Genomic DNA, 25,776 nt, shown 5'->3' with positions numbered 1-25,776 from the left:
CTTTCGGCAAACATCGCTATATAAAAGTATTTCAGTCGCCGCGCTTTACTAAGCGAAGTCCTACGAATATAACCGGTTCAGAGACATCCGGACTGTTCGAACGCATGGCAATACGGCAAGATTTCGTATTAAAAAACCAGTCGCCGCCGCGCATGGAACGATTATCCCTGTCAGCGGCCGGACATTCCGCTCCCGTAGGATCGGTAAGACCGTTCGGCGGAGTTTTATTTTCATAAACGTCCCAGCATACTTCGCCGACGTTTCCGCTCATATCGTATAAGCCGTAGCCGTTCGGTTTTTTCTTTTTCACTTCGTGTGTTCTTTCTCCCGAATCTCCTCCGGTTTTATCGTTATACCATGCGTAATATTTGAGCGCCGTCTGTTTATTCGTACCTGCCCATGCGATATTGCCTTTTCCGCCCTTGGCGGCCCATTCCCATTCCGCTTCGGTCGGGAGGCGGAAGCCGTTTTTACTCATATCCATTTCGACTCCCATCCAGTCTTCATTTTTTTCCGTGGGAATGTCTTCTACTTTGAGAGTTGCAAAATTGACGGGAACGCCTCCGACCTTTACCGTATAGCAGGGGGCAAGATTGAGTTTCAGACTCAGCTTATTGCAAAAAGCGATCATCTGGAAAAAACTTACATTTTCGACGGGGCGCTTTTCCTGCTCTTCTCCTAATGCGACCTTCGTATTAACCAGATACTCACCATCCATGCCCGGAAGCTGTTTTTTACCGCTATTGTCGAAAAAACTCGGATTGCTTCCCATAATCTCCTGCCACAACTCCTGCGTCACTTCGGTTTCTCCGATGGAATAAGCCGAAAGATTTGCAGTATAGGGCATATTGTCCGAAAAATCCATAAAGCCGGTTACATCTTTGTATCCCAACTGCGCGCCTTTTACGGCGGGGATCTGTCTCATGTCAAACTCTACGCTTCCGACCGTATAGGTTTTGCTCGGAAGATCGGTACTGTCATCCTTTGAATATTCGCCTTCATAAGGTCTCCCTTTCACTACAGGCAAAAAATCCGCAATGCCTGCCATCGGGATGATATTCGGTTCGCAGGTATACGGAATGTTTGTCGTATCGAATAAAAGCCTTACGTGCGTTGAAGGCTTGTTATTTGCCATATCCTCTTCTTCACCTTCGCTGTAACAGTTCACGAGCCATCTTCCGTCTCCGAGATCTTTATACGAAATAAGGGGATAAGAAAAGCTCATAAACGTACTGTTCAAATCGACTTTGTCGGCTTGAACGACAAGGCACATATCGGCGTTTATAGAACCGACAAACAGATGCCCCCAGTACGAACCGTAGAGATCTTCCTTGGTCAGATCATCGCTTGACGATGCATTGTTGCAGCTTAAAAACACCGTTCCCGCAGCCGCCAACAGCGCACAAATACACAAAGTATATAACTTTTTCATAAAACCTCCGTAAATTTTTTTTATTAGTTAGCATAAACTAATATTAATTATCTAATGCTAACTCAAGAATGGAGATTTGTCAACCTTTTTTATTAAATTTTTTATTTTTTATTTAAAATGAGTTTTGCCGCTTCGCTCACCGTAATGCCCGCAGACAGCTCCCTCGTCGAAAGATTTTTCAGATCGAACGTGCCGTCTTTTTCGTAAGTTTTTCCGACAAAGATTCCCCACGGGATTTTTTTTGCATCGGTGAGCGCGTACTGCTGAGCGATTTTTTTCGCGTCGGGAAACACTTCGACGGCAAGACCTTGTGCGCGCAAAGATACGGCGGCTTTTTGATAGAGGAGCGCATCCTTTGCATCGAGGCAGAAAATTTCCGCGTCGACATAGCTTGCGCGGCTTGAAACGACGCCGAGCTCGGACATAGCCGCAATGAGGCGGTCGAGCCCTATCGAAGTTCCTACTCCGGGGAGCTTTTCTTTCATATACAAGCCTGCAAGGTTATCGTAGCGGCCGCCCGAACACACGGAGCCGATCTCGGGCAAATCGTTTAAAAACGTTTCGTAGACGACGCCCGTATAATAATCGAGGCCGCGCGTAATGCTCGGATCGAGAGTATAATTTTTTTCGATACCGGCCGCTTCGAGCATTTCGTATATGTCGCGCATGCGCTCGCTGTCAGCCTCCTTTCCGCCTGCCATCTCTTCGATTTTTTTTAATGTCGCTTCGAAGTCCCCCGCCCCCTCGGTGTAGGAAAGGATTTCCGCCGCACGATCTTTGCTTCCGGTGATTTCCGAAAGCTCTTTTTCCGTTTTGTCCCGGCCGATCTTCGCAAGCTTGTCGACCGTACGCAAAATATCGTCGCTTTTTTCATTTACGCCGAGCTTTGTCAAAAAGCGGTTGAAAATCCCGCGGTGATTGACGCGCACGGTGATGCCCGATACACCGATCGCGGCAAAGGCTTTTTGTATGACAAGCAGTATTTCGAAATCGCTTGCCGCGCTGTCGCTTCCGACCGTATCGACGTCGCACTGAACGAATTCGCGGTAGCGGCCCGCCTGCGGTTTTTCGCCGCGCCACACTTTTGCGATGTGGTAACGCTTAAACGGAAAATACAGTTCGCTTTTGTGTTCCGCCGTAAAGCGCGCAAACGGAACGGTTAAATCGAAACGCATCGCAACATCGCGCCCGCCGTTATCTTCAAAGCGGAACACTTGTTTTTCCGTTTCGCCGTTACTTTTGCGAAGCAGGATTTCGGTATATTCGAGCACCGGCGTGTCGATCGGCACAAACCCGAACGATCGATACACCGCAGTTATTTTTTCAATTAAATCCGCTCGAGCGATTTCCGAAGCGGGCAAAAAATCTCGGAAACCTTTGAGCACGCGCGGTTGAATGATCGATTCCATAGCGCTATACTAACTCAAACGGGGGAAAATTACAATGATGCTCTGTTTCGACATCGGAAACACGAACTGCAAAACCGCACTCTTCGACGGAGAAAAACTCGTCCACGTGTGGCGGATCAGCTCCGACGTAAAACGCACCGGCGACGAATACTTTTCGACGATACGGACGCTCATCCGCGACGCCTCCGTCCCCCTTTCCGACATCGACTCGGCCGTCATAAGTTCCGTCGTACCGAATTTAACCGGACCCTTCGTAAACGTCACGCAGCACATCATCGGCAAAAAACCGCTCATCATCGGACCCGACATGTACGCCTCGCTCCCCGTAAAAATTCCCGAAAGCGCCGTCCACGAAATCGGAACGGATCTCCTGTGCGATGCGCTCGAAGCGTGGGAGCGCAACAAGTGCGCGTGCATCGTTTCGGATTTCGGCACCGCCCTCTCTTTCGTCGTCGTCGACGCAAACGCGAATATCGCCGGGGTTGCGATAGCGCCGGGCATCGGCACCGCGTTCAAATCGCTTTTTACGAATACCGCGCAGCTTCCGTCGGTACCCCTCGAAATTCCTGCGACGAGTCTCGGCACGAATACGACGGTCGCGATTCAGTCGGGCATCATGCTCGGCTACAAAAGCCTTGCCGAAGGACTCATCGAGAGGATGAAGTGCGATTTGGAAAAATCGACGGGTGTCGGACAGGCCGATATAAAAACGATCGCAACGGGCGGTCTCAACAGCATGATAAAACCGATCACCGACGTCTTCGACGAAGCGGACAAAGAGCTTACGCTCTCAGGCATCCGCCGCGCCGCATTGTACGCGGGTCTCTGACGTAAAACCGGGCGGCATAAATTAATAACGCGCCGATAAGTCATTACAATGCAAAGACTTAATTTTAAACTCGAGGAGCTGTCGAAAAAGTAAGCGACTTTTGAGACAGCCCCGTTCTATCGCCGTTTTCCGATTGCGCCGATCCGAGAAGGCGGCCAAAAGCGGAAGAGCGTCGTGCCGAGTATGTATTTTTTTCCGACATACTGCGGACTCATATTCGATTCGTAAGTTACAGAGTACGCATCGAGTTTTGAAAGCGGGACGAGCGTCTTCGTATACGAATGGCGCATATCGGCGGAATTGAAACGGTTATCCCCCATCATAAAATAAGAGCCCTCGGGAATATACTGCGGCCGTCCGTTTTTATTTTCGGGAAACACGGGCATATTGCGCTGATCGAGGAGCATCACGTACAGGTTGAGCATTTCAGCCCGTTCCATAAGCGAGCGGATTTCACCGTCGCTTCTGCGGGCATCGGAAGAAGAGGCCGCCTTTATCAATTCGGCATTTCTCACGACGAGACTTCCGACGCATTCTTTTATCATGATATTGAGCCGGTAATTCGCATCGCTGTAGATATCGCCTCCTGCATAGCTTCCCGCCTCCGGCTTCGACGCGATCCAATCGGTCATAAAGGACGAAAACCATGCAGTCCCTCCGTCCGCGCTCATGAGACGCTGCGTGAGGGCATCGAAATTGACAAAGAGATTGTATTCGTGCATCGAAGAGGCATCCATCGTAAAGGTTCCGCTGCGATCGGGAACTGCACGTTTGAAGCGTTCGGCGAGAGCGCGGCACGAAAGGGAGGCCGCATCGATATCGTATTCGCGGCGTTTTTTTTCACACTCGATCATGAGATCGTATTCGCTTTGCGAAAGCGGAAAATCCCGTATACCGCGTTTCGCTTTTGCCGCAACATCGTTTAAATTCCACGCGGCAAAGCGCGCATCTTTTTCGACCGGTTTGAAATCGCCCCCGTCTTTTGTGCGCGCATAGAGCACGCCGTCCTGCATCACCAGCTGCTCTCCCGGCACGCCCGCGACACGCTTTACGAGCGGATCGGGTTTCGGCATACCGTTCGCATCTTTATTGAGATTTACCGCCATAAAGGTGAGAAGGTAGACGAGCTGGCTCGTAACGGTTTTCACTTCCGATTTTCTGTCCATGCTGTAATGAGGATTTCGGAACACGACGACATCTCCCCGCTCGTAGGTTTTAAGAGAGGGGATGCCGACATCGGAGAGCGGAAACTTCGGACCGCTCTCCGTCTTAAAAACGACGACACGGTCGCCGACGAGAAATTCGGGCACCATCGATTCCGACGGAATCATATACAACTGCACGATAAAAATTTGAATGAGCAAAACCATAAAGATAGCCTGCACGAGCGCGTCCGCCCAATCGAGGGCTTCAAAAGCGGCACGCGCAAAGCCGCGCGGTTTTACGGAAGGATTTTTTTCGCGGTATTTTTTCCATTCGGGAGACAGAGTATACACGCGCTTTTCGTTCAAAAAATACAGCGCCGCGAGCGACGAAACGAAGATGATGCACCACAGAGAAACCGTTGCGATATCGTACCAAAACGGCGTTCCGTTTTTTCCCGCCCTTCGAAGCACAAAGGATGCGAGGAGCACGTACGGGAGATACTGCATCATTTTCCGCACGGCGGGGATAACGGAAGCATCTCCCCGCTTGAGTCGTATCGATTTGTAAAAGACGATAGCCGTAAACGCGAACGAAATCGGAAAAGCTAAAATCGATATGTCGGCGGAAACGGGGATGCAAAAAAACGCAAAGAAAAAAGAAGCGGCAAGAGAAGCGAACAGCAAAATAAACAATGTTTCGGTTTTTGATTCTGTCATAACGCCAGTATAGCAAAAATACCGCCCTTGGTGTATACTCGCAGTATAAGGGTGCCGGAAATATATTCTTTATGGAAATATTTTGTATCATAAAAACCGGCTGAACTCCCGGCACCGGCCTGCCGTTCGCCGCGGCAGACCGTAATCGGAATCGGACTGCGCAATCTTTTTTTCAAAAAGATTGCTTGCCATCGGTCTGAGCGGCTCGGCGGCAGTACCGTCACCTCGCGTTCAGCCCTTTTCATTATCCATGTGTTATTTTCACTAGGTACACATTTCCGGCACCCTTGTCTTGTACAACAAAAAAAGGAAATTAAGGTAGGTAACGTCATGCCGCGTTCGATTTTAAATACGGTTTCCGGTCTCGATATGCTTTCCGGCGATACGGAACTGTACGAAACGCTCGTCGATTCTTTTTTCGCGGAAAATGTAAACGACAAAGCGCATTTTGCGTCTCTTGCGGAAAACGCAACACAAGACAAAGGCTTCGTTTCCTTTGTGCACAAAACAAAGGGATCGGCCGGACAAATCGGATGCGAAGCGCTTTACGATGCCGCCCTCGCACTCGAGAGCGTGCTGCGCGGAAAAGAAGCGGGAAACGAGGCGGCACTGACACGGGTATTTTTTAAAATATACGACGAAACGTTTTCCGCCCTTAGGCAATACCGTAAGCGGATTTAAAATTATTAAAAATCGCATCGGAAAAGATTTGCATTTTTTCCTTTGTGCAGCTTTCCTCTCCGTATCGCAATAAAAATGCCCTTTCATATACGCGAGCGATCGCACTCATTTTCGTTTCGGCCTCTCCCCGCATCGTCTGGTACGGCGCATCCGTTTCCATGAGAAGCCGCTCGACGTCGAGTTTTTGCACGCAGCCGATCGCACTTTTATCGCCGAAGATGAGCGGGTTTCCGAAACTGAAATACGCGTTTACGCCGCGCTTTAAAAGAGAAGATGCGTCCTGTACGCTTCCCGTAAACGAATGAAACACGACTGCCGGGATTTTCGAAAGCGCTTTCGAGTCGCGGAACATTTTATCGAGCGCTTTGCGGCAGTGGACAACGAGCGGAACGCCGTACAGAGCTGCAAGCTCGCACGAAATTCGCCACGCCTCTTCCTGCCGCGCGATAGCGGCTTTGAATTCCTTTGTAAATAAATCGAATCCCGCTTCTCCGATCGCACCGATGCGCCGTTCTTTGAGAAGCGTTTCCATAAAGCCTGCGTTTTCGACGAGCGGAAGCTGCGGGTGCATACCGAAGGCGCACAGCACGTGTGTGTTTTCGTTTTCGTTGAGCTTTGCCGAAAGCGTTTCCTGCTTTAAAAACTCGTTCCGATCGTGTGCGCAGGAAACGCCGTAATAGGATATGGATTCAAGTCCGCGAAACGAATCTTCAAGCGAGTTTTCGGCGCAGCAGGCGAGGTGAAAATGAGCATCCGTCAATACAGAAAACGCTAACATCCGCATTGCATTGTACCGAAAATAAAAAAGCAATGCAAACATCGGGAGGTTGGAATTGAAAAGCTACACTTTAAAAAGCATCGGAAACTCATCGGATTATATGACGGTCGTGCGTGAAATGGAAGACGGATACGTCGTGCGCATCGTTCGCGACAGAGACGGATACGAAGAAGTGAAAACCGATTATATCGGCAAAGAACTCTTCGAAACCTGCATCCGCACGGGATACCTCGTCGAAATCGCGGAACCGGTAAAAATCGCCGTCAACGCGTAGCGCGGAAAATAAACGCGCCGCTTTTGCTTTCAAGCAAATTTCACGCGGCACGCATCGGTCGATGTAAACTCAGCGCTGAGTAACGTACGCATCAGCCGATGTGCGTTCAGCGGAGCGCAACGTACGCATCGACTAACGAAAGCGCGGCGTGTACGCGCACATTGATGTCGGAAACGCAGGGAAGCCAATGAATCGAGCTTCCCTGCGCTTTCATTTTACGCTCCATACCGCGAAACCACGTTTCCTGCCGCTTCGCAAATCTCCGTATGGCAACAACGAGTTTTTCGTACAGTTCGTCGCGGGAGGCGATTTTCCCCTGTAAATATTCGGCGACGAATCCGTACTCAAGACCGAGCGTTTCAAGCCGCTCCCACGATGCGCCGCCCCTGTGCAAATTTTCCACTTCTTCTATCATGCCCGAATCGAGGCGGGCTTTGAGACGCTTTGCAATGCGCTCACGCAGCTCTTCCCGCAAAAGCGTCATACCGATGACAAGCGGACGGATGTCGGGACGGCTCATCATCGTCTTTCGCATAAGAGCGGCTTCGGGACTTTTCATATACTCCGCTATCTCTATAGCGCGTATGCAGCGCGCTTTATCGCGGAGGTCTTCGCGCGTGTGGAGATCGGGTTTCAGCGAAAGCAAAAGGCGCGAAAGCTCTTCGATCGGCATCGCTTCGAGTTCGGCACGCCTCTTTTCGTTTTCGGGCACTTCAACCAAATCGTAATTTCTGATAACCGCATCGAGGTACATACCCGTACCGCCGACGACGACGGGCAATTTTTTCCGACCGACGATATCCTGAAAGACGCGGTAAAAATCTTTTTGATACTGAAATACATTGTATTCGCTTTTGAGATCGGTTATGTCGATGAGGTGATACGGAACGGGAATTCCTCCCGAAGCGTATTCGTCCAAGTCTTTTCCCGAACCGATGTCGAGTCCCTTGTACACTTGTCGCGAATCCGCCGAAACGATTTCACCGTTCCGCTCCCGCGCAATCGCAACTCCTATCGCCGTTTTGCCGCAGGCGGTCGGTCCCAAAAGGATGACGCAGTTGCAGCTCTTTCCGCTTTCCGCCACTCACAGCACCCGCGCAATCGCGCATTTCAAATATTCCGAGCGCTCATAACCGAGGAGTATCGGATGATCCTGCCCCGCTCCCCGCTTTTCCAATATTTGTACACGACGGCCGCTTGAGGCGGCTGCGTGCATGAGCATATCGTAAAAGGTGTTTGCATCGAAAAATGCGGAGCACGAACAGCTTATTAATATGCCTCCTTTGCGGAGCAGGCGCATCGCACGCAAATTGATTTCTTTATAACCGCCGTACGCTTTTTGAATGTTTTTCGCGCTCTTCGTAAAGGCCGGAGGATCGAGGACGATCACGTCGAAAGTTTCACCCGATCCTTCATATTTTTTTAATAAATCGAAAACGTCGGCGAGCACGGGTTTGACTGTATCCTCTTTTTTATTGAGCGCGACATTTTTTTCGATCATCGAAACGGCGTCTTCGGAGATTTCCGCAGCGACCACTTCACGCGCACCGGCAAAAGCTGCCGCGAGCGCAAAAGCGCCCGTATGCGAAAATGCGTCAAGCACGCGCTTTCCGTGACAAAACGGCATAATCGCTTTACGGTTATCCTTTTGATCGAGAAAAAAACCGGTCTTTTGCCCTTTTGCGATATCGACATAAAAGAGGATGCCGTTTTCGTTTATCGTAATCACATCGCTGCCGCTTCCGTATATCCAGCCCGTCCTTTCTTCGAGCCCTTCCTTTTCACGGACGGCGGCATCGCTCCTCTCGTATATGCCCTGAGGATTGCACGTTTTAATAAGAGCTGCCGTAATTTCTTTGCGGAAAACTTCGCACGCGAGCGCAAGGAACTGAACGACGAGGCAGACGTGTCCCTCGACGGATGCAAAGCGTTCGACGATGAGACCGGGGAGCAAATCGGCTTCGGCAAAAACGAGACGGTAGGAATCGCGCTCTCCGTAACGGATGCGCCGCATATTTGCCGCGTCGCGGATGCGCGCATCGATAAACGATTTCGTATTTTCAAACACTTTGTCCGCATGAGCCGAAGAGAGCATGCGCACGCATATCTTCGATTTTCGATTGATAATGCCAGTACCGATAAATCCGCCTGCAGCCGTAAACACTTCGCACGCGCTTCCGCATTCGGAAAGCGGCGCATCTTTTCGGCCGCTCCCGTCGGATGCAAAGTATTTTACATGGGAGATTTCGTTGTCGAATACCCACGGAAAGCCCTGTACGACTTCCCTTTCTTCTTTCGGTTTTAAAAAGATACGAAGCGCATCATTCATAGCAAAAGCATACTAGTGCGAATGCCGAGTTTTGTAAATGACCCGATTGCACTGCGCGGCAAAACCGTATCACAGTATCAGAGCCAAGGGCGCACTTCGTTTCGAAGATCGTCCGCGTTTGTAAAACGGAAAGTGCGGATGCCGAGCGATGAAGAGGCTGCGCAGTTCGCTTCGTTGTCGTCGGTAAAAAAGATGTCCTCAGGTGAAACGCCTTCTGCGAGCATGATGCGCTTCCAAAATTCGACGTCGGGCTTCGACGCGCCGATCATATTCGACGCATAGGTTTTATCGAAGAACGCATAATCGCTTCTCGCAAGGTGAATATCGTAATGGCTTTGAATCGTGTTCGTTCCGCACACGACGCGGTATTTTTTTCGAAGCGCTTTGACGATATCGACCGCGCCGTCGTCGAGTACCGGATTAAAAAAGAGACCGAGGTAGTCCATCGGCACGCGCACGCCCGTCCGCTTCTCAAACTCGCTCCAAAACTCATCGGTCGTCACTTCTCCGTTCGAAAGCATCGTCATGATATCGGCATCCCGTATATCGATTTTTTCGTTAATAATTTTTCCGCGGGCTGCCCTGTCGTATTTGCAGGCCGCATAGAATTCCCCTTCGCTCATGCCGACGGCTTTTGCGACGGCACCTTCAACCGCAACGTTGTGAGCAACGACGCCGCCCATATCAAATATAAAAAGCTTCATGGAAAACAAGTATAACGTATTTGGAAAAAAGAAACAAATGCGCGGCAAAGATCGCTCGAAGAAAAGCACATTGCGCGCATCATTGATTTTTTTAACCTCTTTGCTCCCTACCCTGCGATTTCCCCGCCCCACCACTCGTCGAGCACCGCGCGCGCTTCCGCTTTGAGAGAAGGGTCGACACAGACTTCGAGCTGCTTCAAATTATCGGCATAGTACGCGCGCCCCAAAGCCCGTACCGCTTCGCGTATGTCGTCGGAAAGGGGGTGCTCATCCAAATAGGAGAGAATGATCGTAAATACCGAAGAAGCCGAACACACTTTTTGCCATGAAGCAAGGTCGGCAATTTGTCGGCGCGAAGAAATGCCGGTATTGATGCGGTAGTCGTACACGACGTCCCTTATGCCGAAGTAGGTATCGGCATGTAAGGCGATAAAAAAGCAGGTAAGAATATCCTCCGCCATGGTACAATAGGTAAAGGGAATTTCTGCGTACGCTTTTTGAATAAGATGCGCTTTAAAGAGCTTACCCCACAAAAAGCCCGCATAGCACTGTTCTATCAAAAAACCGCGCATAATTGCATCTCCGGTAAGTGTACCGGAATACACATGCGCCGCTTTTTTCGCAAAGGTTTCGATGCGCGCTTCCGGCTCCCCTTCCGTACCGAATACCGCAGCTTTTCCATGCACTATATCCGCGCCGGACGCAGCGGCTGCATCGTACAAGATACGGAGAGCCGCAGGCGGCAGCTCATCGTCCGAGTCGGCAAAGGCGATGTATTCCCCCGATGCGGCGTTTACTGCCGTTCGCCGCGCTTCTACGAGGCCGAGGTTTTTACGGTGCTCCAAAAACACGAACGGCAGCCCCTGCTTTTTAAACAGCCTTGCGTACGTTTTAATGATACGCTCAAGCTCTTTTGTTCCGGAACTGCCGTCGTTTACAATGACGGTTTCAAAAAGCGGCGCATCCTTTTGCGCCAAAACACTGTCTAAAAACCGCCCCACCAGCCCCTCCGTCCCGTACACCGGCACGCAGAGACTGATAAGCGGTTTCTGCTGCGCCGCACGCCCGAAGCGCGCCGCACAGCGTTGGAGAAAACTCATCTTACGGGCTTATTCCCAGCTAAAGCCGGAACCGGGCTGCAATTCTTTGGAGAATTTTCCGGCGGCATCCTTTTCTTCCGGTGAGTTCAAATTTCCGTCTAAGTCGTATGTCAATACTTTGTTGTCATTATGCACCGGATTACCGGACGAACCGGAAAGGTGTCCGTTTACATCATAAGCGCCGTCCGAAGCAATCACAAGTTTTTTCGGCTTAACGGCGATAAAGCGGTAAAATCCATACCCGACTCCCGGTTTTGGACCCACCGGAGGTACGGGCTCCTTTTCAGTGAGCTTCTCTGCGTTGCCGGAGAAGCCCTCCTCCGTCTTACCGATTTTGTACAGGGCGCTGCTCATCTTAAATTTATCAATGGTACATTTGCCTGCATCATTATTCCATTTCTTGGTCTCTTCTGCCTTTGACGTAATGGCATACAGCGTACCCTCAACCACCTGTAAGTCGTTAATTGCTTCTTCGTACTCGATATACGGTAGCTGACTGCTACTATACGGCTGCGGATTTGGTATTGGAGTATCAGTATTGTCGGGATCCACATACGACGAAGCATTTTCAACAACCGTAACCGATCCGTCGGCATGCTTTCCTTTCAGGAATTTTTTTACCTTTAACCGGTATTTAGGAATCTGGTTGCCTCCTACAGTCTCTTCATATATCTGCTTTACACCGACGAATACCCCGTCCTTGTTTGCGGCAAGTGCGGTAAGTTGTTCGTTTTCGGCGGATATAAACGCCTGCGGCTCTTTTTCTCCTACAAAATGATCTGACCATTCTATCTTCTGTACACTCAACCTCAGGTTACCTACGACTGGCACAACATTAATGCCGTAATACAAGATATTAGTACCGCCGGAGACATCCACTGCAATAGATACGGGCCGTTCCGATTCATCCTTGATTTTCATATCTCCCGTGCTATTAAAGCCGGTATCCGTAGGCGTAAAGCGTTTAACCTGATAGTCCGAGCCATCACGCATCACGATATAAAGATTACCGTTTTGGTCATAGCAGAACACATCGGTAAGATGTTGGGAGGGGGTAGTACTAAGTGCAGAGGATGGAGAATAGGCTTCCGTTCCGTTGTCACCTACCCAATATTGGCTGCTGCCTTTCTCCCACAGCAGCATCTTCGTTTCGGGATATGTGTACTTATCATAGCTTTTAAACCATGTTGCACCGTCCAAATCCAAAGAAGAAGCGCTCAAAGTGTTGTTCTTGCAGTCAAACGCCATAATGCGGTCTTTATTGCCGTTGACATGGAAATTTTCGTTCACCTCCTCGATATTTACGCCATCGTCTGCAATGTACAGGGTATCCCCGTCATAGCCGAGAAAGCCTGCCGGATAGGAAAAATACTTCGCATCATATCCGATGGAGCCGGGGTTTGCAGCAGCCGGATTAAGGCCGCTGTTATTGCCCGACAGTACGACCGGCGTTAATTGGGTAGAACCGTCATACGTGTACCGTACTATTTTTCCCAGCGCATAGAGGTCTGCTCCTCCGGTGGTATTTTTTTGGGCAAGCACGCCGTAGACGCCCTTTCGGTCGACAAACAGACCGGTGCATACCATCGGGCTTTTGGCGGGATGCTGCCAAAGTTGAGAAAGTTCCGTTTCGGCTTTATCCGCAGTAAATGCAAAACTTCCTGCCGTCTGCATCTTATATGCGTACAGCTTTTTAACATCGTCCGCGCCAACCTTCACATCCATTGCGAAAAAGAGCGTTCCGTCAAACGCAGCGACGGAATCGATAGTTACCGACCCCCGAACATCGGGCATAGGAACTGTCGCGGGGCCGCTGAAAGAAGCATAGCCGTTATCAGCCTTTGCCATATATGCGGTAATCATAGTATCCGTGAGGCCTGCCCTCGTGCGTTTGAGCAAAAAGACATCCGCCGTTTTAAAATCTACGGCAAGATCGGTTATACCGGTATCGGGAAAAGTAAATCCCGTCTTTGCAGTTCCGAAGCTATCGTCTTTTGTACCGTCCGCGCTAAAGCGTTCAAGGTGAAGCTGTGGAGCAGGCGTATTGTCGAGATACAGCACATAAACATTCCCCGTGCTGTCCCGCGCGGTCATCAGCTTGTCCTGCTGCCTTGTGCCGATATTTTGAACAAGCGGTTTTACCGTTCCATCCAAAGTTTTCAGATTGAGAGCGACAGCCCCTGAATAAAGATCGCGGCTCCATAATAAGCGCGGTATCTTCGTTTCGCGGCGGCGTCCGGCGTATTCTGCAAACCACGTCGCGTTACCCGCATCGTCAAAGGACATGCCGTTCGTTTTACGGTTGAATGCTGCGATACGGTTTTTGTTGCCGGTAACACACCAGCCGAGATACTCGTCCTCGTGTATGTCAACGCCGTCGTCCGCAATGTAGATGTTTTCTTCATCATAGCCGATAAAGCCCGCAGGAGAAGAAAAATACCGCGCATCAAAGGCGATCGATTTTTCGGTTGAAACGGTATTATCAGAATTAAGCCCTATCTCGGTTTTCTTGGTAAGCGTACTGCCGGAGTAGATATAATGTACGAGCTGTCCGAGCGCATACTGCATCCCGTCGCTTAATTTATGCTCTTCAAGCAGACAGTACACGCCGCCTTCGTCGGCAAAAAGGCCGGTACACTCGGTGTGATTATTGTCGAAAGCATTGTCTTGACGAACTTTAGGGAGCTGTTTTTCGATTTTATTTAACGGCGTTAATGTAGAGCCCGACAGTTCGGCTTTACAGGCAAACAGCTTATTCACCTGAGGAAGGGAAGCGCTGAGCGGGACGGTAAAAAACAAAGTACCGTTATATGCCGCAACGGCAGAAACAGTGCTTATCGAAGGGTCAATCGTGGACAGGGGCAGTTGGCTTGAACATGTAAAAGTATTATGGGTGTTTTCTTTTAGACAATAGATACCAGTAAAGTCGAACACAAAGATAGTGCCGGTTTTCGCATCGACCGCCATGTTTGTAAGTACGGCGCTGGACGGAAGCTTTCCTTTGACGGCGGCCTCAAACCCGTCATCCTCATCCCCTTCTACATCAAAACGGGTAAAATGCCTGGAACCGCCTTTATCATACAAGACATATATCCTGCCGATGCCGTCACGCGCGGTTATCGGCCGCTTCAGATTACCGCCGATTTTGACATTTTCAATAAGATTGTCACCGCAATCCAGCTTGAGCGTTACTTCGATACCCGAAGAATCGTTTTTCACAACGCGGGAGAGAATATTCCCCACGCTCTTCGGCGCTTTCGAAAGCTGCAAAAAGATATCGTTTATGCCCGCTTGTACCGTGTGTCTCTTTGACGCGCTCCAAACGCCCGCTTCGGTAGTAACACGCGCCGTTACAATGATCTTCGTTCCGACCGCAACGTCCGCAGAAAGCGAAGTCGTACCGCGGGCGATTTCCGTACCGTCATCGTCGATGATCGTGATAGTCGTATTTTCGTTGTCGAACTCCGGCAAGCCCGTCTCGGGATTTGCCGAGCGCAGCGCCCCACCCTCGCCGAGAAAAACGCGTATTTCGGCGCGCTCGCTTCCGCCGTTTACATTGAAGTTGCAGGCGGCAAACACCGTACAGAGCATCGCCGACACGGCAAGCATTTTAAAACCGATTTTTTTCATAAGTCTCCCCCATGGAACTTTTACGATACATCGTACATTATTAAGGATAATCTCTAAAAATTGCAATTTTTAAAAGATTCCCCATTTTCAATATAATATTATAACATAAATCGAAAAAAATAACAATTATTTTTAGATGTGTATTATTTTTATATTAAGTAATCGAAGACATTCCTAGACCTTGTTTTTTGTCTTGTTCAAGTCTTTGCTGAACTTCGGTTTTCCCACGAAGGTAGTCGATAAGAACGCAAGTATCGCAAAGATAAACCATTAAGAACGTCTCCAAGCTTTGGTTCTTATTTCCTCAATAGAAACCGTCCTGTCTTTCCATAAGCCGAAGGCTGCATTAAAGTCTGAGAATTCTCTTTTATGAGTTTTTACGGGTCTATGTAAAGTCTTTACAATCTTATCAAGTAATCTGATTTTTTCAGTATAAGAAAGCATATCAACTTGTGTTGAAAGTTGTTTAAAAGCTAATTCCGACATATAAGCCACTCCATTTCTTCTAGTATACAATATTTTATAAAAAAAATCATCTCCCAATCATTAAAACCAACACTTAATTTCATATAACTTAATGATTTTAATATAGGTGAGTTTTATTTTTCTTAATAATTAATTATTACAATTACCATAATCGTTCGAGGGACTTATATTTCGTCGATTCTATTAATTTGTGCTTTTGCCGACGCGAAGCCTAAGGCAAAGTTGGCGCGAAAGTTGCAGTGCGTATAGGCACTTTAAGCAACTTTCGTGACAAACAAATGTCAGCGTTGAAGCGGGTGTTAGGCAATTTAGGCATATGCGTACATTTTTATTGTTTCAAATTCTAGGGAGTGATTATTGTTTTCTTCTTCTAAATCATACAGATTCTGAAGATTGAGCCAGAATTCTGCTGTCGTTCCAAAGAATTTTGAAAATCTGATAGCGGTATCCGCAGTAATTGAACGCTTTCCGTGAATTATCTCTGAGATTCTTGTTTCAGGAACATTGATTTCTTTTGCCAGACGATATGCAGAAATATTCATCGCATCTAAAAAATCTTCTTTAAGAATTTCTCCCGGATGAATATTGGGTAATTTTTCATCAGTGATAATCTGTGATTCTAACATTTTCTGCACCTCCATTTTCAAACTTAAAGACAATTCTCCATTGATCATTTATTCTGATTGAATAAAATCCGTCTAAATTCCCAACAAGTTTTTCAAAACGATTACCTGGAGGGAGCCTTAAATCTTCTACAACTTTTGCAGCTTCAATCATTCGAAGTTTTCTTCTTGCAACATTCTGAATCGTCATCGGTAACTTTTTACTTTTATTACCTTTGCATATTGATGCCGTTTCTATATCATCAAAACTTCTTATCATATTTCTATGCTAATGCTAAACAGAAGTATTTGTCAAGAAGAAACTAAGGTTAAAATGCAAAAAGTAAAGTTTGATTTTTCCTTGCATAAGCAGCCATTATATAAAACATAAGTTTATTCAAAAAACTAAGTTACTAATTTTAATTTTAAACTTTAATTTATAAAAATACATCCTATTTTTCAAAGTTACAGTTTATCGTACCCGTAAGGCATCCGTCTAACACATATTAGACCCTTTTTTATTATACCCCGTCTTTCCCATTTCTTCAATCAAATAAATAATCAAACAATCATATCGCGGAGGCTTTTATATCTCATCCTTAAACACCCGTGCAAACTCGAGATAAGAACGCTGCGATTTCGAGCAATGCGCAGAAATCGCGAGTGTCTCCGATAAAAGAAAAACGCTTCAGCGTTTTTCGGCTTTAGACTTCAGCGACGGCGCTATTTCAGCCGTTGCTTTTTATCGTACTCCTGAACTTTTCATTCCGTTTCGCTTTTTCGACAAGCACATCGATGTGCGGTGTAAAACCGCTCGTCGCCCGCCTCTCGCAAAGATACTCCAACAAAGCGCTCAATTCAGGTTCGTCTTGCGATTTTGATCAAGACGAGGTATATTAAAAAAAGGAAAGAAATATGACAGGCTTTGAAAAACTCTCGAACAACGGAATCTATTTAACGCACGAAGATTTAGACTACATAATTTCCAAGTATAATATTAAAGAAATATCCGTATTCGGTTCTTCAATACGAAATGATTTTACGAACGAAAGCGATGTCGATTTTCTTATCGAGTTCAAAAATTCCGAAAAAATATCACTTTTTGATATACTGGATATTCAAGACTATCTCCAAAATATTACAAAAAGAAATGTTGATATCGTAGAACCGGCCGGTTTGGTAAATCCATATAGAAGAGAAGCAATAATGAATTCGCGAGAACCTCTTTATGTTGTGTAATGAGCGTGATAAAAGTTATATTTACGATATATTAAAGTATTCACAAGAAGTAATTGATATTGTAAAAGACGAAAATCACAATAGTTTTGTAAATAATCGTATAAAAAGATTAGCGATTGAAAGATTAATACAAATAATCGGAGAAGCGGCAAATCACCTTTCCGGAGATTTTATACAAGAAAACCAAGATATTCCTTGGACAAAAATTATCGGCTTAAGAAATAAAATTGTTCATGATTACGGGGAAATCTTAACAGATCGAATTTGGCTTATCGCGTCGGAATCAATTCCTGAGTTAATGTATCAAATAAAATCGAAAAATTTCATCTAATCTCGCTTCAAGGATTCCCCTTATGAGGACACACAGCGCGGCGTTTACGGCACACTGTGTGATAGGACACGCTCGTTGCAAGTGGCGCGGGGAACTTCGCGCTTACGCGCTCGTTGCAATACGCGGCACGGACGCCGTATCGTTACTCGGCATAACAGTTGCGCATTTTTGCAGAGCAAAAATACGGTCGTTCGCGGTACACGGATGTACCGCGAACGACCACCGCTCGGATTTGCTCTGATTAAGTCGAGAGAAGAAAAACGGCCAAGCCGCTTATTATGACAAAATCAATAAAAGTGTCGAGCTTTTAACTCCTGTTTAATCTCGTGCAAATGTCCGCAGCAAGTCGATTTTGTGTTTTGCCGTTGCTTTTACGTACTCTCTTGCTTGTCCCATTACGACTCTCAGCGGAGCACTTTTTCCGTGTTCTTGAAAAGCGTTTAAAATACCGTCGTTGTATGCTTGCATTAAATCGGTTCCGATATTGATTTTTGCAACCCCCAGTTTGCATAATCGGATTATATCTTCGTCGGGAGTGTTTGAACCGCCGTGCACTACAATGGGGACATCAAGCGTTTTTACCAATTCTTCCGCCAACGAAAAATTTATAGTAGGCTTTGATGAATATACACCGTGCGCAGTTCCTATGGATACGGCTAAAGCGTCTACGCCGGTTTTTTGAATAAAAATCTTTGCTTGAGCAGGATCTGTAAAGCCTGAAGTTCGAACGGAATCCGATTCGGAAGCGTCAAAGATTGTTCCCAATTCGGCTTCAACCGACACCCCCCTTTCGTGGGCGTAGTCGACAACTTCTTTTGTCGTTTGTATGTTTTTTTCAAAACTGTCTTCGGATAAATCTATCATTACACCGGTAAAACCCGCTTCAATACATTTTTTTGCTTGCATAAAAGACCTTCCGTGATCCAGGCTTACACACACAGGAACGGATACTTTTAAAGCCGCCGTTTTTGAATTGGCTATCATAAAATCGGCGCCGGCATATTCCAAATCGGCGTGATACAGTTGCGCTATAAGCGGCGAGTGTTTTTCATCGGCAGCGGAAACAACCGCTTGTATTGTTTCCATATTCGAAACATTAAAGGCAGGAACCGCATATCCGTGTTTTCGGGCGTGTTCAAGCATAGCGTTAAATGAAACCAAATTTCCCATAAAAACCTCCATAAAACCAAGTTCTCTATAAAAACTATACCACCACATGGGCAATAATTCAAGCTAATTTTTTCTTTTTCGATAAAATTTTTATTGACAGATCTAAATAATGCTGTATACTATGTATATAAAACGGACTTCTTTTAAGGATTTTTATGGAAAAATACCTGTGTTGCGCAGATATGGGTGCAACAAATATTAAAATCGGTCTATATTCCTTTAACGGAAAGCAAATTTCGCTTGCTAATAGTATCGTTTTCGATAATAAGCCTGTTTATGTGTATCCGTCTTTATATTGGAATTTTTTTTCATTGTATGATGCCGTAATAACAGGATTGCAAACTTTTTCTGTGCATAAAAAACCATGTTCACTGGGAATTGATTCTTGGGGAGCCACTTTCGGCTTTTTAAATGCAAAGGGGCAATTAGCGGAACCTTTGTTTCATTACCGCGATTTGCGGACAAAAGATATTTTGTCGTACATGGAAAATATTTACAGTAAAAAAAATGTTTTTTATAAAACGGGATGTCAGCCTGCAAGAACGTACAGCTTGCCGCAATTGGTTTCAATCGCTCAAGCAAAAGAAAGCATACTGCATTCCGCTTCCGAAATTTTATTTTTACCGGATTTGGTTTCGTATTTTTTATGCGGTATAAAAACGACGGAATTAAGCTTCGCGGGTACGACAGCCCTGCTTGATATTAAAAACAATACATGGAGTAAAACCGTTTTAAATAAATTTAAAATTCCGCAAAGCTTATTTACAAAAATTGTGAATGCAGGAACGATAAAAGGAACATTGTTACCGGCAGTTGCCGAGCACTATAATTTGGCCGGCAGTATACCGATCGTTTCTGTCTGTTCTCATGATACGGCTTCTGCCGTTACGTCCGTTCCGGGTTTTGATGAAAAAAGCATTTATATCAGTTTCGGAACAAATATAAATATGGGAGTTGAAACCGACATCCCCTGTGTGTCCGATGAGGCATTCAATTTCGGTTTAAAAAATACGGGCGGTTTTGCCGGAAAAAATCTGTTGTACAAAGATTTTTCTGCCGGCTGGTTTATTACAAAACTTCAAAAAGCTATTGAAAAAACGGGAGTGCCGTTTTCTTTCGGCAAAATTAATACGCAAGTGCAAAGAGTGTGCAATAAAAATTATATAGACATTGAAGACCCAAATTTAAACAACGATACGGTAAGCATAAAATCGGAAATAAACGCATATTTACAAAAAACGAAGCAACAAAATACGCTGAATTCCGACGCCGAATATATGAGTTGCGTTTATGAAAGTATAGTTTTAAAAATAAAACACACGGTAAACGCATTTCAAAAATTATTCAATAATAAATTTACTAAATTGTATGTAATCAGCGGCGGATCAAATAATTCTCTATTGGCACAATTTATATGTAATGCAACCGGAATGCCCGTATATGCCGGAAATCCGAATGCGTCGGCACTCGGAAATGCGCTGGTACAATTGTATGCTCTAAAAGAGCTCAGTTCTCTTACGGAAATACGAGAACTAAGCCGCGTTTCTTGCAAAATGAAAGAATTGTATCCGAGTGCGGCTGAAAAAGAAAAATGGGATGAAAAATTTGAAATCTGTATAGAAAAAAATATTTTATAGGAGATTTTTATGGATATTTCTGCAATCAAAGAAATACTTGAGGTTTGTAAACGCTTAGACAGCAGGGGTTTGGTAAACGCTTACGAAGGAAACGTGTCGATTAAGAGAGACGGGTATATATACATTACTCCTTCCGGTCAAAATAAAGCATTTTTAACGGAAGAAAAGATAGTTGTTCTTGAAGAAAGCACAATGAAACAAGTAAGCGGTATCGGGAAACCTTCTTCCGAATTGATTTTACACACCGGTTCGTATCAGGCACGGCCCGATATTTGTGCGGTCGTACATGCGCACCCCACAATGCTTACCGCCTTTGCTTTATGCGGAAAAAATGTGGAAACAAAGGCCTATCCGGAGATGATCGGAAATTTTAAAATAATTCCCTGCGCGCCGTACGGAAGACCCGGTTGCAGTGAAATTTTCGATGTAGCGCGCGAATATATTTTAAAACACGATATAGTGCTGCTCGGTAATCACGGCGTTGTTGCCGTAGGTAAAACGCTTATGGATGCAATGAATAAAGTGGAAGCTGCCGAAGCGATAGCAAAAGTTTTGTATTATGCCGAACGGATGGGAGCCCCCGTAAAAAACTTGGAAGAATCGGAAGTGCAAATGTTTTTGGATAAATAGTGTTTTATTTTCCTCGGTACGAGGGATAAAATATCGGGTTTTGCCATAAGGAGGCTGAAATGAAAAAAGGGTTAAAGACGATTCTGGTTCTGTTTGCTGTTTTTGCTCTTCTAACGAGCTGCAGTAAAAAAGAAAAAGCTGACGGCGCTATGATGAGCAGCGGTGCAAACAATGTAAGTATTTGGACGTGGACACCGATACCGAGAACCATCAATAAAATGATCGGTGCGTTTGAAAGTGATAATACGGGTATAAAAATCTCGTATACGAATTACAATTACAATCCCGAATATTTGGCGGCTTTGGCGGCAGGCGCCGGGTCAAATACCTTAGGCGATATTTTAGGTTTGCAGCCGGGTTCTCTGACACAGCAGTATAAAGACTACTTGATCGACTTGAGTGCGTATGCAAAAGCCGAGTGGGGCGAAAATTGGATGGATAAGTTTTATAAAATAGATGCCGATCAAATCAAATTGGGCAATGCCGCCGGTGATGACAGCGTATATATTTTGCCCGTTGAATCGCAAATCATAAATATTATCTACAACAAAAAAATCTTTGATGAATTGGGGTTATCCGTTCCTACTACGTGGCAGCAGTTAAAAGATGTGTCGAAAAAGCTTACTCAAGGCGGTTATGCGCCTTTGTATTTCGGCGGAGCGGACGGATGGCAACACGTTAATGTATTTTTAATGTTGGCATACCAAAACGGCGATTTTGTAACACGAGCGCAAAACGGAAGTGCAAAATGGACGGATCCCGTTTTTGAAAAAACAATGACGGCTTTTAAAGACATGTTTGACTCTGGAATCATTCAAGTGGGCGCTCTGTCGAACAATGCCTATCCGGACGGGGTAAATTTGTTTACCGCAGGAAAAATCGGCATGATGGCGCTCGGTTCTTGGTGGTGGCAGGAATATACCGCTCCGGATCCCGTCGATAACGTAAAAAATTGGGTGTACGACAGCTTTTATCTTCCGCCTTATACGGACGGCGGTAAAGCTTCACCGCCTATCGGGGGAATGGACTTCGGTTACGGAATCAGTAAATCGTGCAAAAACCCCGAAGCCGCATGGAAAGTGTTGTCTTCGTTTATCGGCGGAAAAGCAAACCAAGAAGCGATAAACGATTTGAATAATCTTCCCGCGTTTAAGGGCATAGCGCCGCAGGGGAGCATACCTGCAAACCTGAAAACTCAAATAAATGCCTATGCTTCAAAGCTGGATGTAGCGGTAAACCAGCGCATTGCTTCTCCCGAAGTCGAAATTGCTTTACAAAACGCATGCCAGGGGGTTGCCTCCGGTCAGCTGACTATAAAAAAAGCATTGTCGGATTTACAAGCTGCACAAGATAAAGTGCTGCAATAAAAAATAACACTTTGGGGCTGTCTTAAAAATCGTTAACACACGGTTTTGGCAGCCCCAATTTTCCATTCCGATTTTTATATTATGGAGATATACTGTGAAAAAACGTGATGTTATAAAAACAACAATATCGTGTTATTTGTTTATAGTACCTGCTGCCGTTTTTTTTATTGTTTTTATTGCCTATCCGGTGTTTTTTATTATATATGGAAGTTTTTTCAACTGGTCTTCTTTAGCGAATATGAAATTTATCGGTATCGGAAATTATATTGATTTATTTAAAGACAGAGTTTTTTTTACGGCAGCGCGCAATGCCTTATATTGGATTTTAATTACCGTTTTTATACAAATGGTATTGGGTTTTTCTTTGGCATACATAATTGAAGAAAAATTGTTTTGTAATAAACCGTTTTTTAGAACGCTTTTTTTTATACCGGTTGTTACGTCCGTTGTTGCAATCGCGATAGTGTTTAAAAATATGTTTTCCCCGTATCAGGGGCTTATAACGAATGCTTTGTATAAACTGGGTTTTAAAGGTCCTTTTAATTGGCTGGGAGATTATAGAAGTGCTGTTTTTGCCGTAATAGGAGTAAATATTTGGGAATGGACGGGCTGGTCAATGCTGTTGTATGTTGCCGGTCTTTCGCAAATTTCTACGGATATACGAGAGGCGGTGGAAATAGACGGTGTAAGCGAAATAAAAAAGATTTTTGCAATATATGTGCCGCTGTTATCGTCCGTTCATAAAACGCTTATTATGCTCGGTATTATCGGTTCTTTGCAAACTTTTGCCCTGGTATATACGATGACCAGCGGCGGACCGAATTCGGCTTCGGAAATGCCCGGTACATACATATTTAAAGCCGGTTTTCGCATGCAAAAAATGGGATATGCGTCCGCCGTTTCCGTCGTAGTTCTTTTAACGGCTTTATTGCTAACCATACGGCAAGTGGTATCTTTCGGTTCCGGTAACGTAAAAAACAAGGGGGCTGCGGCATGACTTTAAAAGTAATGAAAAAAAGGCAAATCCGTTGGTCTGTAGTGCTTTTAATTATCGGTTTTTTATGGATGTGCCCGCTTATTTTTATGATAAGTATGTCGTTGCGAAAACCGGAAAAGGCTTTTGAACCGGTACTCTTTTTATTTCCTGTTGTTTTGCAAAATTTTAAATTGGTTTTTCGGCAAAATAATTTATTGCCGAATTTTATTTCAAGTCTTATTATAACAAGCTTTTCGGTTTTTTTGGTTACTTTGACGGCGGCAATGGCTGCTTTCGGTTTAACGCGGAAACAGGTCCGCGGCAAAACAATTATTTATAATACGCTTATGCTTACGTTGATGGTTCCTATAAGCGCGTTGGTTATTCCGCTCACACAAATCAACAGCACTTTGGGATGGATAAATACGTACCAAGGCTTGATATTTCCTTACACGGCTTTAGGTATTCCTTTCGGTTTGGTTATTATAAAAGCGTTTTTAGATAACGTGCCGCCCGATTTGGAAGATGCCGCTATTGTGGACGGATGCGGTGTGTGGCGTTTGTTTTTTTTAATTATACTTCCGGTTATCCGCCCCGGTTTAATTGTTGTTATGATTTGGCAGTTTTTAACGTCTTGGAACGAATTCTTTTTAGCCTTGGTTACGATGAGCGAAACCTCTATGAAAACACTCACTTTGATTCCCATGCAATATCAAGGTTTTTATTTTAGCCAGCCGGGTGCGCTGTTTGCAATTCTTGTCGTTATCTGTACTCCGATGATTTTATTTTATATTGCGGTACAAAAATATTTTGTCCGCGGAATGCTCGCCGGAGCGATAAAAGGATAGCCGTGTTTATAGGTATAGATTTAGGAACCACAACCGTAAAAGCGTCTTGTTTTGACGAAACGGGAAAGCTCGTGTGTGTAAAAAAACGGCAAAATATAATTTATGTTCCTCAAGCAGGCTGGGCGGAATTGGATCCGTATTCGCTTTGGAAAAACGTGTGCGATCTTTTGTGTGAAATAACCTCATGTGTAAAAGAAAAAATTCTTGCCGTAAGTTTTTCAAGTCAGGGCGAAGGCGTTGTGCCCTTGGATTCGCACTTTGTTCCGGTCGGAAATATTATTTTGTCTTACGACCGGCGGGCAAAAAAAGAAACACAAAGTTTGCGTAATCGTATTTCGGATGAGCAAATCTATGAGATTACCGGACAAATCGTATCGTCCGTACATACCGCTCCTAAAATTGCGTGGATTTTAAATAATCAACAGCGGTATAAAACACCGCCCGTTTTTTTTGCCTGTGTCAGCGATTATATTATTTCGTGTTTCGGCTTACCGCCGTCTTCGGATTATTCTCTTGCCGCCCGGACAATGATGTTCGACGTACAAAAACTGGCGTGGTCGGACGAGATTTTAAAAATACTAGGAATAACAAAAACCCAATTGCCGCAGGTTTTTAAAGCGGGAACGCTATTGGGAAAGCCGGACAAAAAAATTTGTAAGCAAACCGGACTGCCGGAAGATGTGTGTATCGTTCAAGGCGGACACGATCAAGCGTGCAGCGAATACGGCTGTGCCGTTTTAGGTGAAGGGGAAGCCGCTTATTCGTTGGGAACTACGGAAACGTTGATTTGCGAAACGTCTTCATTTATGCCCGAATTGAGGAATATCGGTCTTCCGTCTTACCCGCATATTGCAAACGGTAAATTTATTACGTTACCCGGAAACTTTACGGGCGGAAATATCATACAATGGTTTTGTTCACAGTTTGCGCAAAATAAGTCTTATCAATCCGTTGTCGCTGAAATGGCACAAGAACCGACTAAGTTGTTGGTTTTACCGCATTTTACTTCGACCGGATCCCCTTATAACGACGATTCAAGTGCGGGGGCGGTAATCGGCTTAAATATACATACGACAAAAAATGAATTTTTCCGTGCTTTAGTGGAAGGTGTTACGTACGAAATTTTGCTGAATATACGGCTGTTGCGCAAAAAAGGAATAAAGATAATGAAGTTGATAGCTATGGGCGGCGTAAGTCAATCCGGCACGATTATGCAGTTAAAAAGCGATGTGTTCGGTTTACCGATAGAAGTATGTCCTGTGCAGGAAACCGCATGCCGGGGTGCTGCAATGCTTGCCGCTTCGGCTCTTGATATACATTTTGTTGAGCTTTTTTTTGAACATATTAAAAATGAAAAAAGACTGTCTTTTATTCCTAAAAAAGAGTATACTTCGGTATATGCTAAAAACTTCAACGCTTATAAAAAACTGTATAAAGCCGTGAAGCATATTATTTCCTAATG

At 45.5% G+C, this 25,776-nt stretch carries 25 protein-coding genes; 11 read left to right on the top strand and 14 right to left on the bottom strand.

The features are described 5' to 3' along the window. Positions 1–31: 31 nt before the first annotated feature. Together HMPREF0860_RS11280 and hisS are read right to left on the bottom strand one after the other, a co-directional pair. Positions 32–1,432 (bottom strand): formylglycine-generating enzyme family protein, encoded by a 1,401-nt coding sequence (locus HMPREF0860_RS11280; RefSeq protein ID WP_021331460.1) that lies wholly within the window; start codon positions 1,430–1,432, stop codon positions 32–34. Positions 1,433–1,533: 101 nt separating this feature from the next. Further along, positions 1,534–2,841 carry a histidine--tRNA ligase gene (gene hisS / locus HMPREF0860_RS11275; RefSeq protein ID WP_021331502.1) on the bottom strand — a complete coding sequence of 436 codons (1,308 nt, stop codon included), beginning with the start codon at positions 2,839–2,841 and terminating at the stop codon, positions 1,534–1,536. Positions 2,842–2,875: 34 nt separating this feature from the next. On the opposite strand from hisS, the gene HMPREF0860_RS11270 reads away from it, so the two are divergent. Next, on the top strand, positions 2,876–3,670 hold the full coding sequence (locus HMPREF0860_RS11270; RefSeq protein ID WP_021331454.1) for a type III pantothenate kinase: 795 nt from the start codon (positions 2,876–2,878) through the stop codon (positions 3,668–3,670). 116 nt (positions 3,671–3,786) lie between these two features. On the opposite strand, the gene lepB is transcribed toward HMPREF0860_RS11270, so the two are convergent. Together lepB and HMPREF0860_RS11260 are read right to left on the bottom strand one after the other, a co-directional pair. Next, positions 3,787–5,532 carry a signal peptidase I gene (gene lepB, locus HMPREF0860_RS11265; RefSeq protein WP_021331442.1) on the bottom strand — a complete coding sequence of 582 codons (1,746 nt, stop codon included), beginning with the start codon at positions 5,530–5,532 and terminating at the stop codon, positions 3,787–3,789. After that, positions 5,529–5,777, bottom strand: a complete 249-nt coding sequence (locus HMPREF0860_RS11260) for a hypothetical protein (RefSeq protein WP_038081821.1) — start codon at positions 5,775–5,777, stop codon at positions 5,529–5,531. The genes lepB and HMPREF0860_RS11260 overlap by 4 nt, the downstream gene beginning before the upstream one ends. An 85-nt stretch (positions 5,778–5,862) precedes the next feature. Here HMPREF0860_RS11260 and HMPREF0860_RS11255 point away from each other — a divergent pair, with 85 nt between their 5' ends. After that, positions 5,863–6,213, top strand: a complete 351-nt coding sequence (locus tag HMPREF0860_RS11255) for an Hpt domain-containing protein (protein ID WP_021331489.1) — start codon at positions 5,863–5,865, stop codon at positions 6,211–6,213. On the opposite strand, the gene HMPREF0860_RS11250 is transcribed toward HMPREF0860_RS11255, so the two are convergent. Then, positions 6,188–6,991 carry a TatD family hydrolase gene (locus HMPREF0860_RS11250; RefSeq protein WP_162147018.1) on the bottom strand — a complete coding sequence of 268 codons (804 nt, stop codon included), beginning with the start codon at positions 6,989–6,991 and terminating at the stop codon, positions 6,188–6,190. The genes HMPREF0860_RS11255 and HMPREF0860_RS11250 overlap by 26 nt on opposite strands. A gap of 55 nt (positions 6,992–7,046) precedes the next feature. Here HMPREF0860_RS11250 and HMPREF0860_RS11245 point away from each other — a divergent pair, with 55 nt between their 5' ends. Then, positions 7,047–7,265: a hypothetical protein gene (locus HMPREF0860_RS11245; RefSeq protein ID WP_021331480.1), complete on the top strand. Its 219-nt coding sequence runs from the start codon at positions 7,047–7,049 to the stop codon at positions 7,263–7,265. Between the two features lie 106 nt (positions 7,266–7,371). On the opposite strand, the gene miaA is transcribed toward HMPREF0860_RS11245, so the two are convergent. The 8 genes from miaA to HMPREF0860_RS13640 all read right to left on the bottom strand — a co-directional run bounded on the left by miaA (position 7,372) and on the right by HMPREF0860_RS13640 (position 16,396). After that, positions 7,372–8,349, bottom strand: coding sequence for a tRNA (adenosine(37)-N6)-dimethylallyltransferase MiaA (miaA, locus tag HMPREF0860_RS11240; RefSeq protein ID WP_021331423.1), 978 nt, complete (start codon positions 8,347–8,349; stop codon positions 7,372–7,374). Further along, entirely contained in the window at positions 8,350–9,594 is a 1,245-nt protein-coding gene (locus HMPREF0860_RS11235) for a class I SAM-dependent rRNA methyltransferase (RefSeq protein WP_021331424.1), read from the bottom strand. 77 nt (positions 9,595–9,671) lie between these two features. After that, positions 9,672–10,298, bottom strand: a complete 627-nt coding sequence (locus HMPREF0860_RS11230; protein ID WP_021331431.1) for an HAD family hydrolase — start codon at positions 10,296–10,298, stop codon at positions 9,672–9,674. A 107-nt stretch (positions 10,299–10,405) separates the two neighbouring features. Continuing rightward, on the bottom strand, positions 10,406–11,398 hold the full coding sequence (locus HMPREF0860_RS11225; protein WP_021331498.1) for a glycosyltransferase family 2 protein: 993 nt from the start codon (positions 11,396–11,398) through the stop codon (positions 10,406–10,408). 9 nt (positions 11,399–11,407) lie between these two features. After that, entirely contained in the window at positions 11,408–14,977 is a 3,570-nt protein-coding gene (locus HMPREF0860_RS11220; RefSeq protein ID WP_231364448.1) for a hypothetical protein, read from the bottom strand. A 321-nt stretch (positions 14,978–15,298) separates the two neighbouring features. Further along, a complete protein-coding gene (locus HMPREF0860_RS11215) occupies positions 15,299–15,514 on the bottom strand; it encodes a hypothetical protein (protein ID WP_038081818.1) in 216 nt (71 codons plus the stop codon). 308 nt (positions 15,515–15,822) lie between these two features. Beyond that, complete coding sequence (locus tag HMPREF0860_RS11210; RefSeq protein WP_038081853.1) at positions 15,823–16,140, bottom strand: HigA family addiction module antitoxin; 318 nt, start codon at positions 16,138–16,140, stop codon at positions 15,823–15,825. Next, the gene (locus HMPREF0860_RS13640) at positions 16,115–16,396 is read right to left on the bottom strand and encodes a type II toxin-antitoxin system RelE/ParE family toxin (protein WP_081670815.1); all 282 of its coding nucleotides are present in this window, start codon (positions 16,394–16,396) and stop codon (positions 16,115–16,117) included. The genes HMPREF0860_RS11210 and HMPREF0860_RS13640 overlap by 26 nt, the downstream gene beginning before the upstream one ends. A 635-nt stretch (positions 16,397–17,031) precedes the next feature. Here HMPREF0860_RS13640 and HMPREF0860_RS11205 point away from each other — a divergent pair. After that, positions 17,032–17,355 (top strand): nucleotidyltransferase family protein, encoded by a 324-nt coding sequence (locus HMPREF0860_RS11205; protein ID WP_021330160.1) that lies wholly within the window; start codon positions 17,032–17,034, stop codon positions 17,353–17,355. After that, entirely contained in the window at positions 17,345–17,686 is a 342-nt protein-coding gene (locus tag HMPREF0860_RS11200) for a HepT-like ribonuclease domain-containing protein (RefSeq protein WP_021330161.1), read from the top strand. Before HMPREF0860_RS11205 ends, HMPREF0860_RS11200 begins: the two co-directional genes overlap by 11 nt. Positions 17,687–18,004: 318 nt before the next feature. On the opposite strand, the gene HMPREF0860_RS11190 is transcribed toward HMPREF0860_RS11200, so the two are convergent. Then, complete coding sequence (locus HMPREF0860_RS11190; protein WP_021330157.1) at positions 18,005–18,856, bottom strand: class II fructose-bisphosphate aldolase; 852 nt, start codon at positions 18,854–18,856, stop codon at positions 18,005–18,007. A gap of 155 nt (positions 18,857–19,011) precedes the next feature. Here HMPREF0860_RS11190 and HMPREF0860_RS11185 point away from each other — a divergent pair, with 155 nt between their 5' ends. The 6 genes from HMPREF0860_RS11185 (at position 19,012) to HMPREF0860_RS13945 (ending at position 25,774) form a co-directional block, all read left to right on the top strand. Beyond that, complete coding sequence (locus tag HMPREF0860_RS11185) at positions 19,012–20,493, top strand: rhamnulokinase (protein ID WP_021495784.1); 1,482 nt, start codon at positions 19,012–19,014, stop codon at positions 20,491–20,493. A 9-nt stretch (positions 20,494–20,502) separates the two neighbouring features. Next, complete coding sequence (locus tag HMPREF0860_RS11180) at positions 20,503–21,123, top strand: class II aldolase/adducin family protein (protein ID WP_021495780.1); 621 nt, start codon at positions 20,503–20,505, stop codon at positions 21,121–21,123. Between the two features lie 59 nt (positions 21,124–21,182). Beyond that, complete coding sequence (locus HMPREF0860_RS11175) at positions 21,183–22,490, top strand: ABC transporter substrate-binding protein (RefSeq protein ID WP_021495779.1); 1,308 nt, start codon at positions 21,183–21,185, stop codon at positions 22,488–22,490. Positions 22,491–22,584: 94 nt separating this feature from the next. Then, the gene (locus HMPREF0860_RS11170; protein WP_021495783.1) at positions 22,585–23,487 is read left to right on the top strand and encodes a carbohydrate ABC transporter permease; all 903 of its coding nucleotides are present in this window, start codon (positions 22,585–22,587) and stop codon (positions 23,485–23,487) included. Beyond that, positions 23,484–24,314, top strand: coding sequence for a carbohydrate ABC transporter permease (locus HMPREF0860_RS11165; RefSeq protein WP_021331597.1), 831 nt, complete (start codon positions 23,484–23,486; stop codon positions 24,312–24,314). Before HMPREF0860_RS11170 ends, HMPREF0860_RS11165 begins: the two co-directional genes overlap by 4 nt. Before the next feature lie 2 nt (positions 24,315–24,316). Continuing rightward, positions 24,317–25,774, top strand: coding sequence for an FGGY-family carbohydrate kinase (locus HMPREF0860_RS13945; RefSeq protein WP_021495789.1), 1,458 nt, complete (start codon positions 24,317–24,319; stop codon positions 25,772–25,774). The last annotated feature ends 2 nt before the right edge of the window (positions 25,775–25,776 follow it).

Source organism: Treponema socranskii subsp. socranskii VPI DR56BR1116 = ATCC 35536 (genome assembly GCF_000468115.1).
In the GTDB taxonomy this organism is placed as follows: Bacteria; Spirochaetota; Spirochaetia; order Treponematales; family Treponemataceae; genus Treponema_D; species Treponema_D socranskii.
This window is presented reverse-complemented; position numbering and strand designations above follow the sequence as displayed.

Bases quoted from the DNA above. Each gene is read 5' to 3' on its own strand.
- HMPREF0860_RS11260 (WP_038081821.1), bottom strand. From the start codon at position 5,777: ATGAAAAGGGCTGAACGCGAGGTGACGGTACTGCCGCCGAGCCGCTCA.
- HMPREF0860_RS11235 (WP_021331424.1), bottom strand. From the start codon at position 9,594: ATGAATGATGCGCTTCGTATCTTTTTAAAACCGAAAGAAGAAAGGGAA.
- HMPREF0860_RS11180 (WP_021495780.1), top strand. From the start codon at position 20,503: ATGGATATTTCTGCAATCAAAGAAATACTTGAGGTTTGTAAACGCTTA.
- HMPREF0860_RS11185 (WP_021495784.1), top strand. From the start codon at position 19,012: ATGGAAAAATACCTGTGTTGCGCAGATATGGGTGCAACAAATATTAAA.
- HMPREF0860_RS11255 (WP_021331489.1), top strand. From the start codon at position 5,863: ATGCCGCGTTCGATTTTAAATACGGTTTCCGGTCTCGATATGCTTTCC.
- HMPREF0860_RS11205 (WP_021330160.1), top strand. From the start codon at position 17,032: ATGACAGGCTTTGAAAAACTCTCGAACAACGGAATCTATTTAACGCAC.
- lepB (WP_021331442.1), bottom strand. From the start codon at position 5,532: ATGACAGAATCAAAAACCGAAACATTGTTTATTTTGCTGTTCGCTTCT.
- HMPREF0860_RS13640 (WP_081670815.1), bottom strand. From the start codon at position 16,396: ATGATAAGAAGTTTTGATGATATAGAAACGGCATCAATATGCAAAGGT.
- HMPREF0860_RS11175 (WP_021495779.1), top strand. From the start codon at position 21,183: ATGAAAAAAGGGTTAAAGACGATTCTGGTTCTGTTTGCTGTTTTTGCT.
- HMPREF0860_RS11250 (WP_162147018.1), bottom strand. From the start codon at position 6,991: ATGTTAGCGTTTTCTGTATTGACGGATGCTCATTTTCACCTCGCCTGC.
- HMPREF0860_RS11230 (WP_021331431.1), bottom strand. From the start codon at position 10,298: ATGAAGCTTTTTATATTTGATATGGGCGGCGTCGTTGCTCACAACGTT.
- HMPREF0860_RS11210 (WP_038081853.1), bottom strand. From the start codon at position 16,140: ATGTTAGAATCACAGATTATCACTGATGAAAAATTACCCAATATTCAT.
- HMPREF0860_RS11225 (WP_021331498.1), bottom strand. From the start codon at position 11,398: ATGAGTTTTCTCCAACGCTGTGCGGCGCGCTTCGGGCGTGCGGCGCAG.
- HMPREF0860_RS11190 (WP_021330157.1), bottom strand. From the start codon at position 18,856: ATGGGAAATTTGGTTTCATTTAACGCTATGCTTGAACACGCCCGAAAA.
- HMPREF0860_RS11280 (WP_021331460.1), bottom strand. From the start codon at position 1,432: ATGAAAAAGTTATATACTTTGTGTATTTGTGCGCTGTTGGCGGCTGCG.
- HMPREF0860_RS11270 (WP_021331454.1), top strand. From the start codon at position 2,876: ATGATGCTCTGTTTCGACATCGGAAACACGAACTGCAAAACCGCACTC.
- HMPREF0860_RS11215 (WP_038081818.1), bottom strand. From the start codon at position 15,514: ATGTCGGAATTAGCTTTTAAACAACTTTCAACACAAGTTGATATGCTT.
- HMPREF0860_RS11200 (WP_021330161.1), top strand. From the start codon at position 17,345: ATGTTGTGTAATGAGCGTGATAAAAGTTATATTTACGATATATTAAAG.
- HMPREF0860_RS11165 (WP_021331597.1), top strand. From the start codon at position 23,484: ATGACTTTAAAAGTAATGAAAAAAAGGCAAATCCGTTGGTCTGTAGTG.
- hisS (WP_021331502.1), bottom strand. From the start codon at position 2,841: ATGGAATCGATCATTCAACCGCGCGTGCTCAAAGGTTTCCGAGATTTT.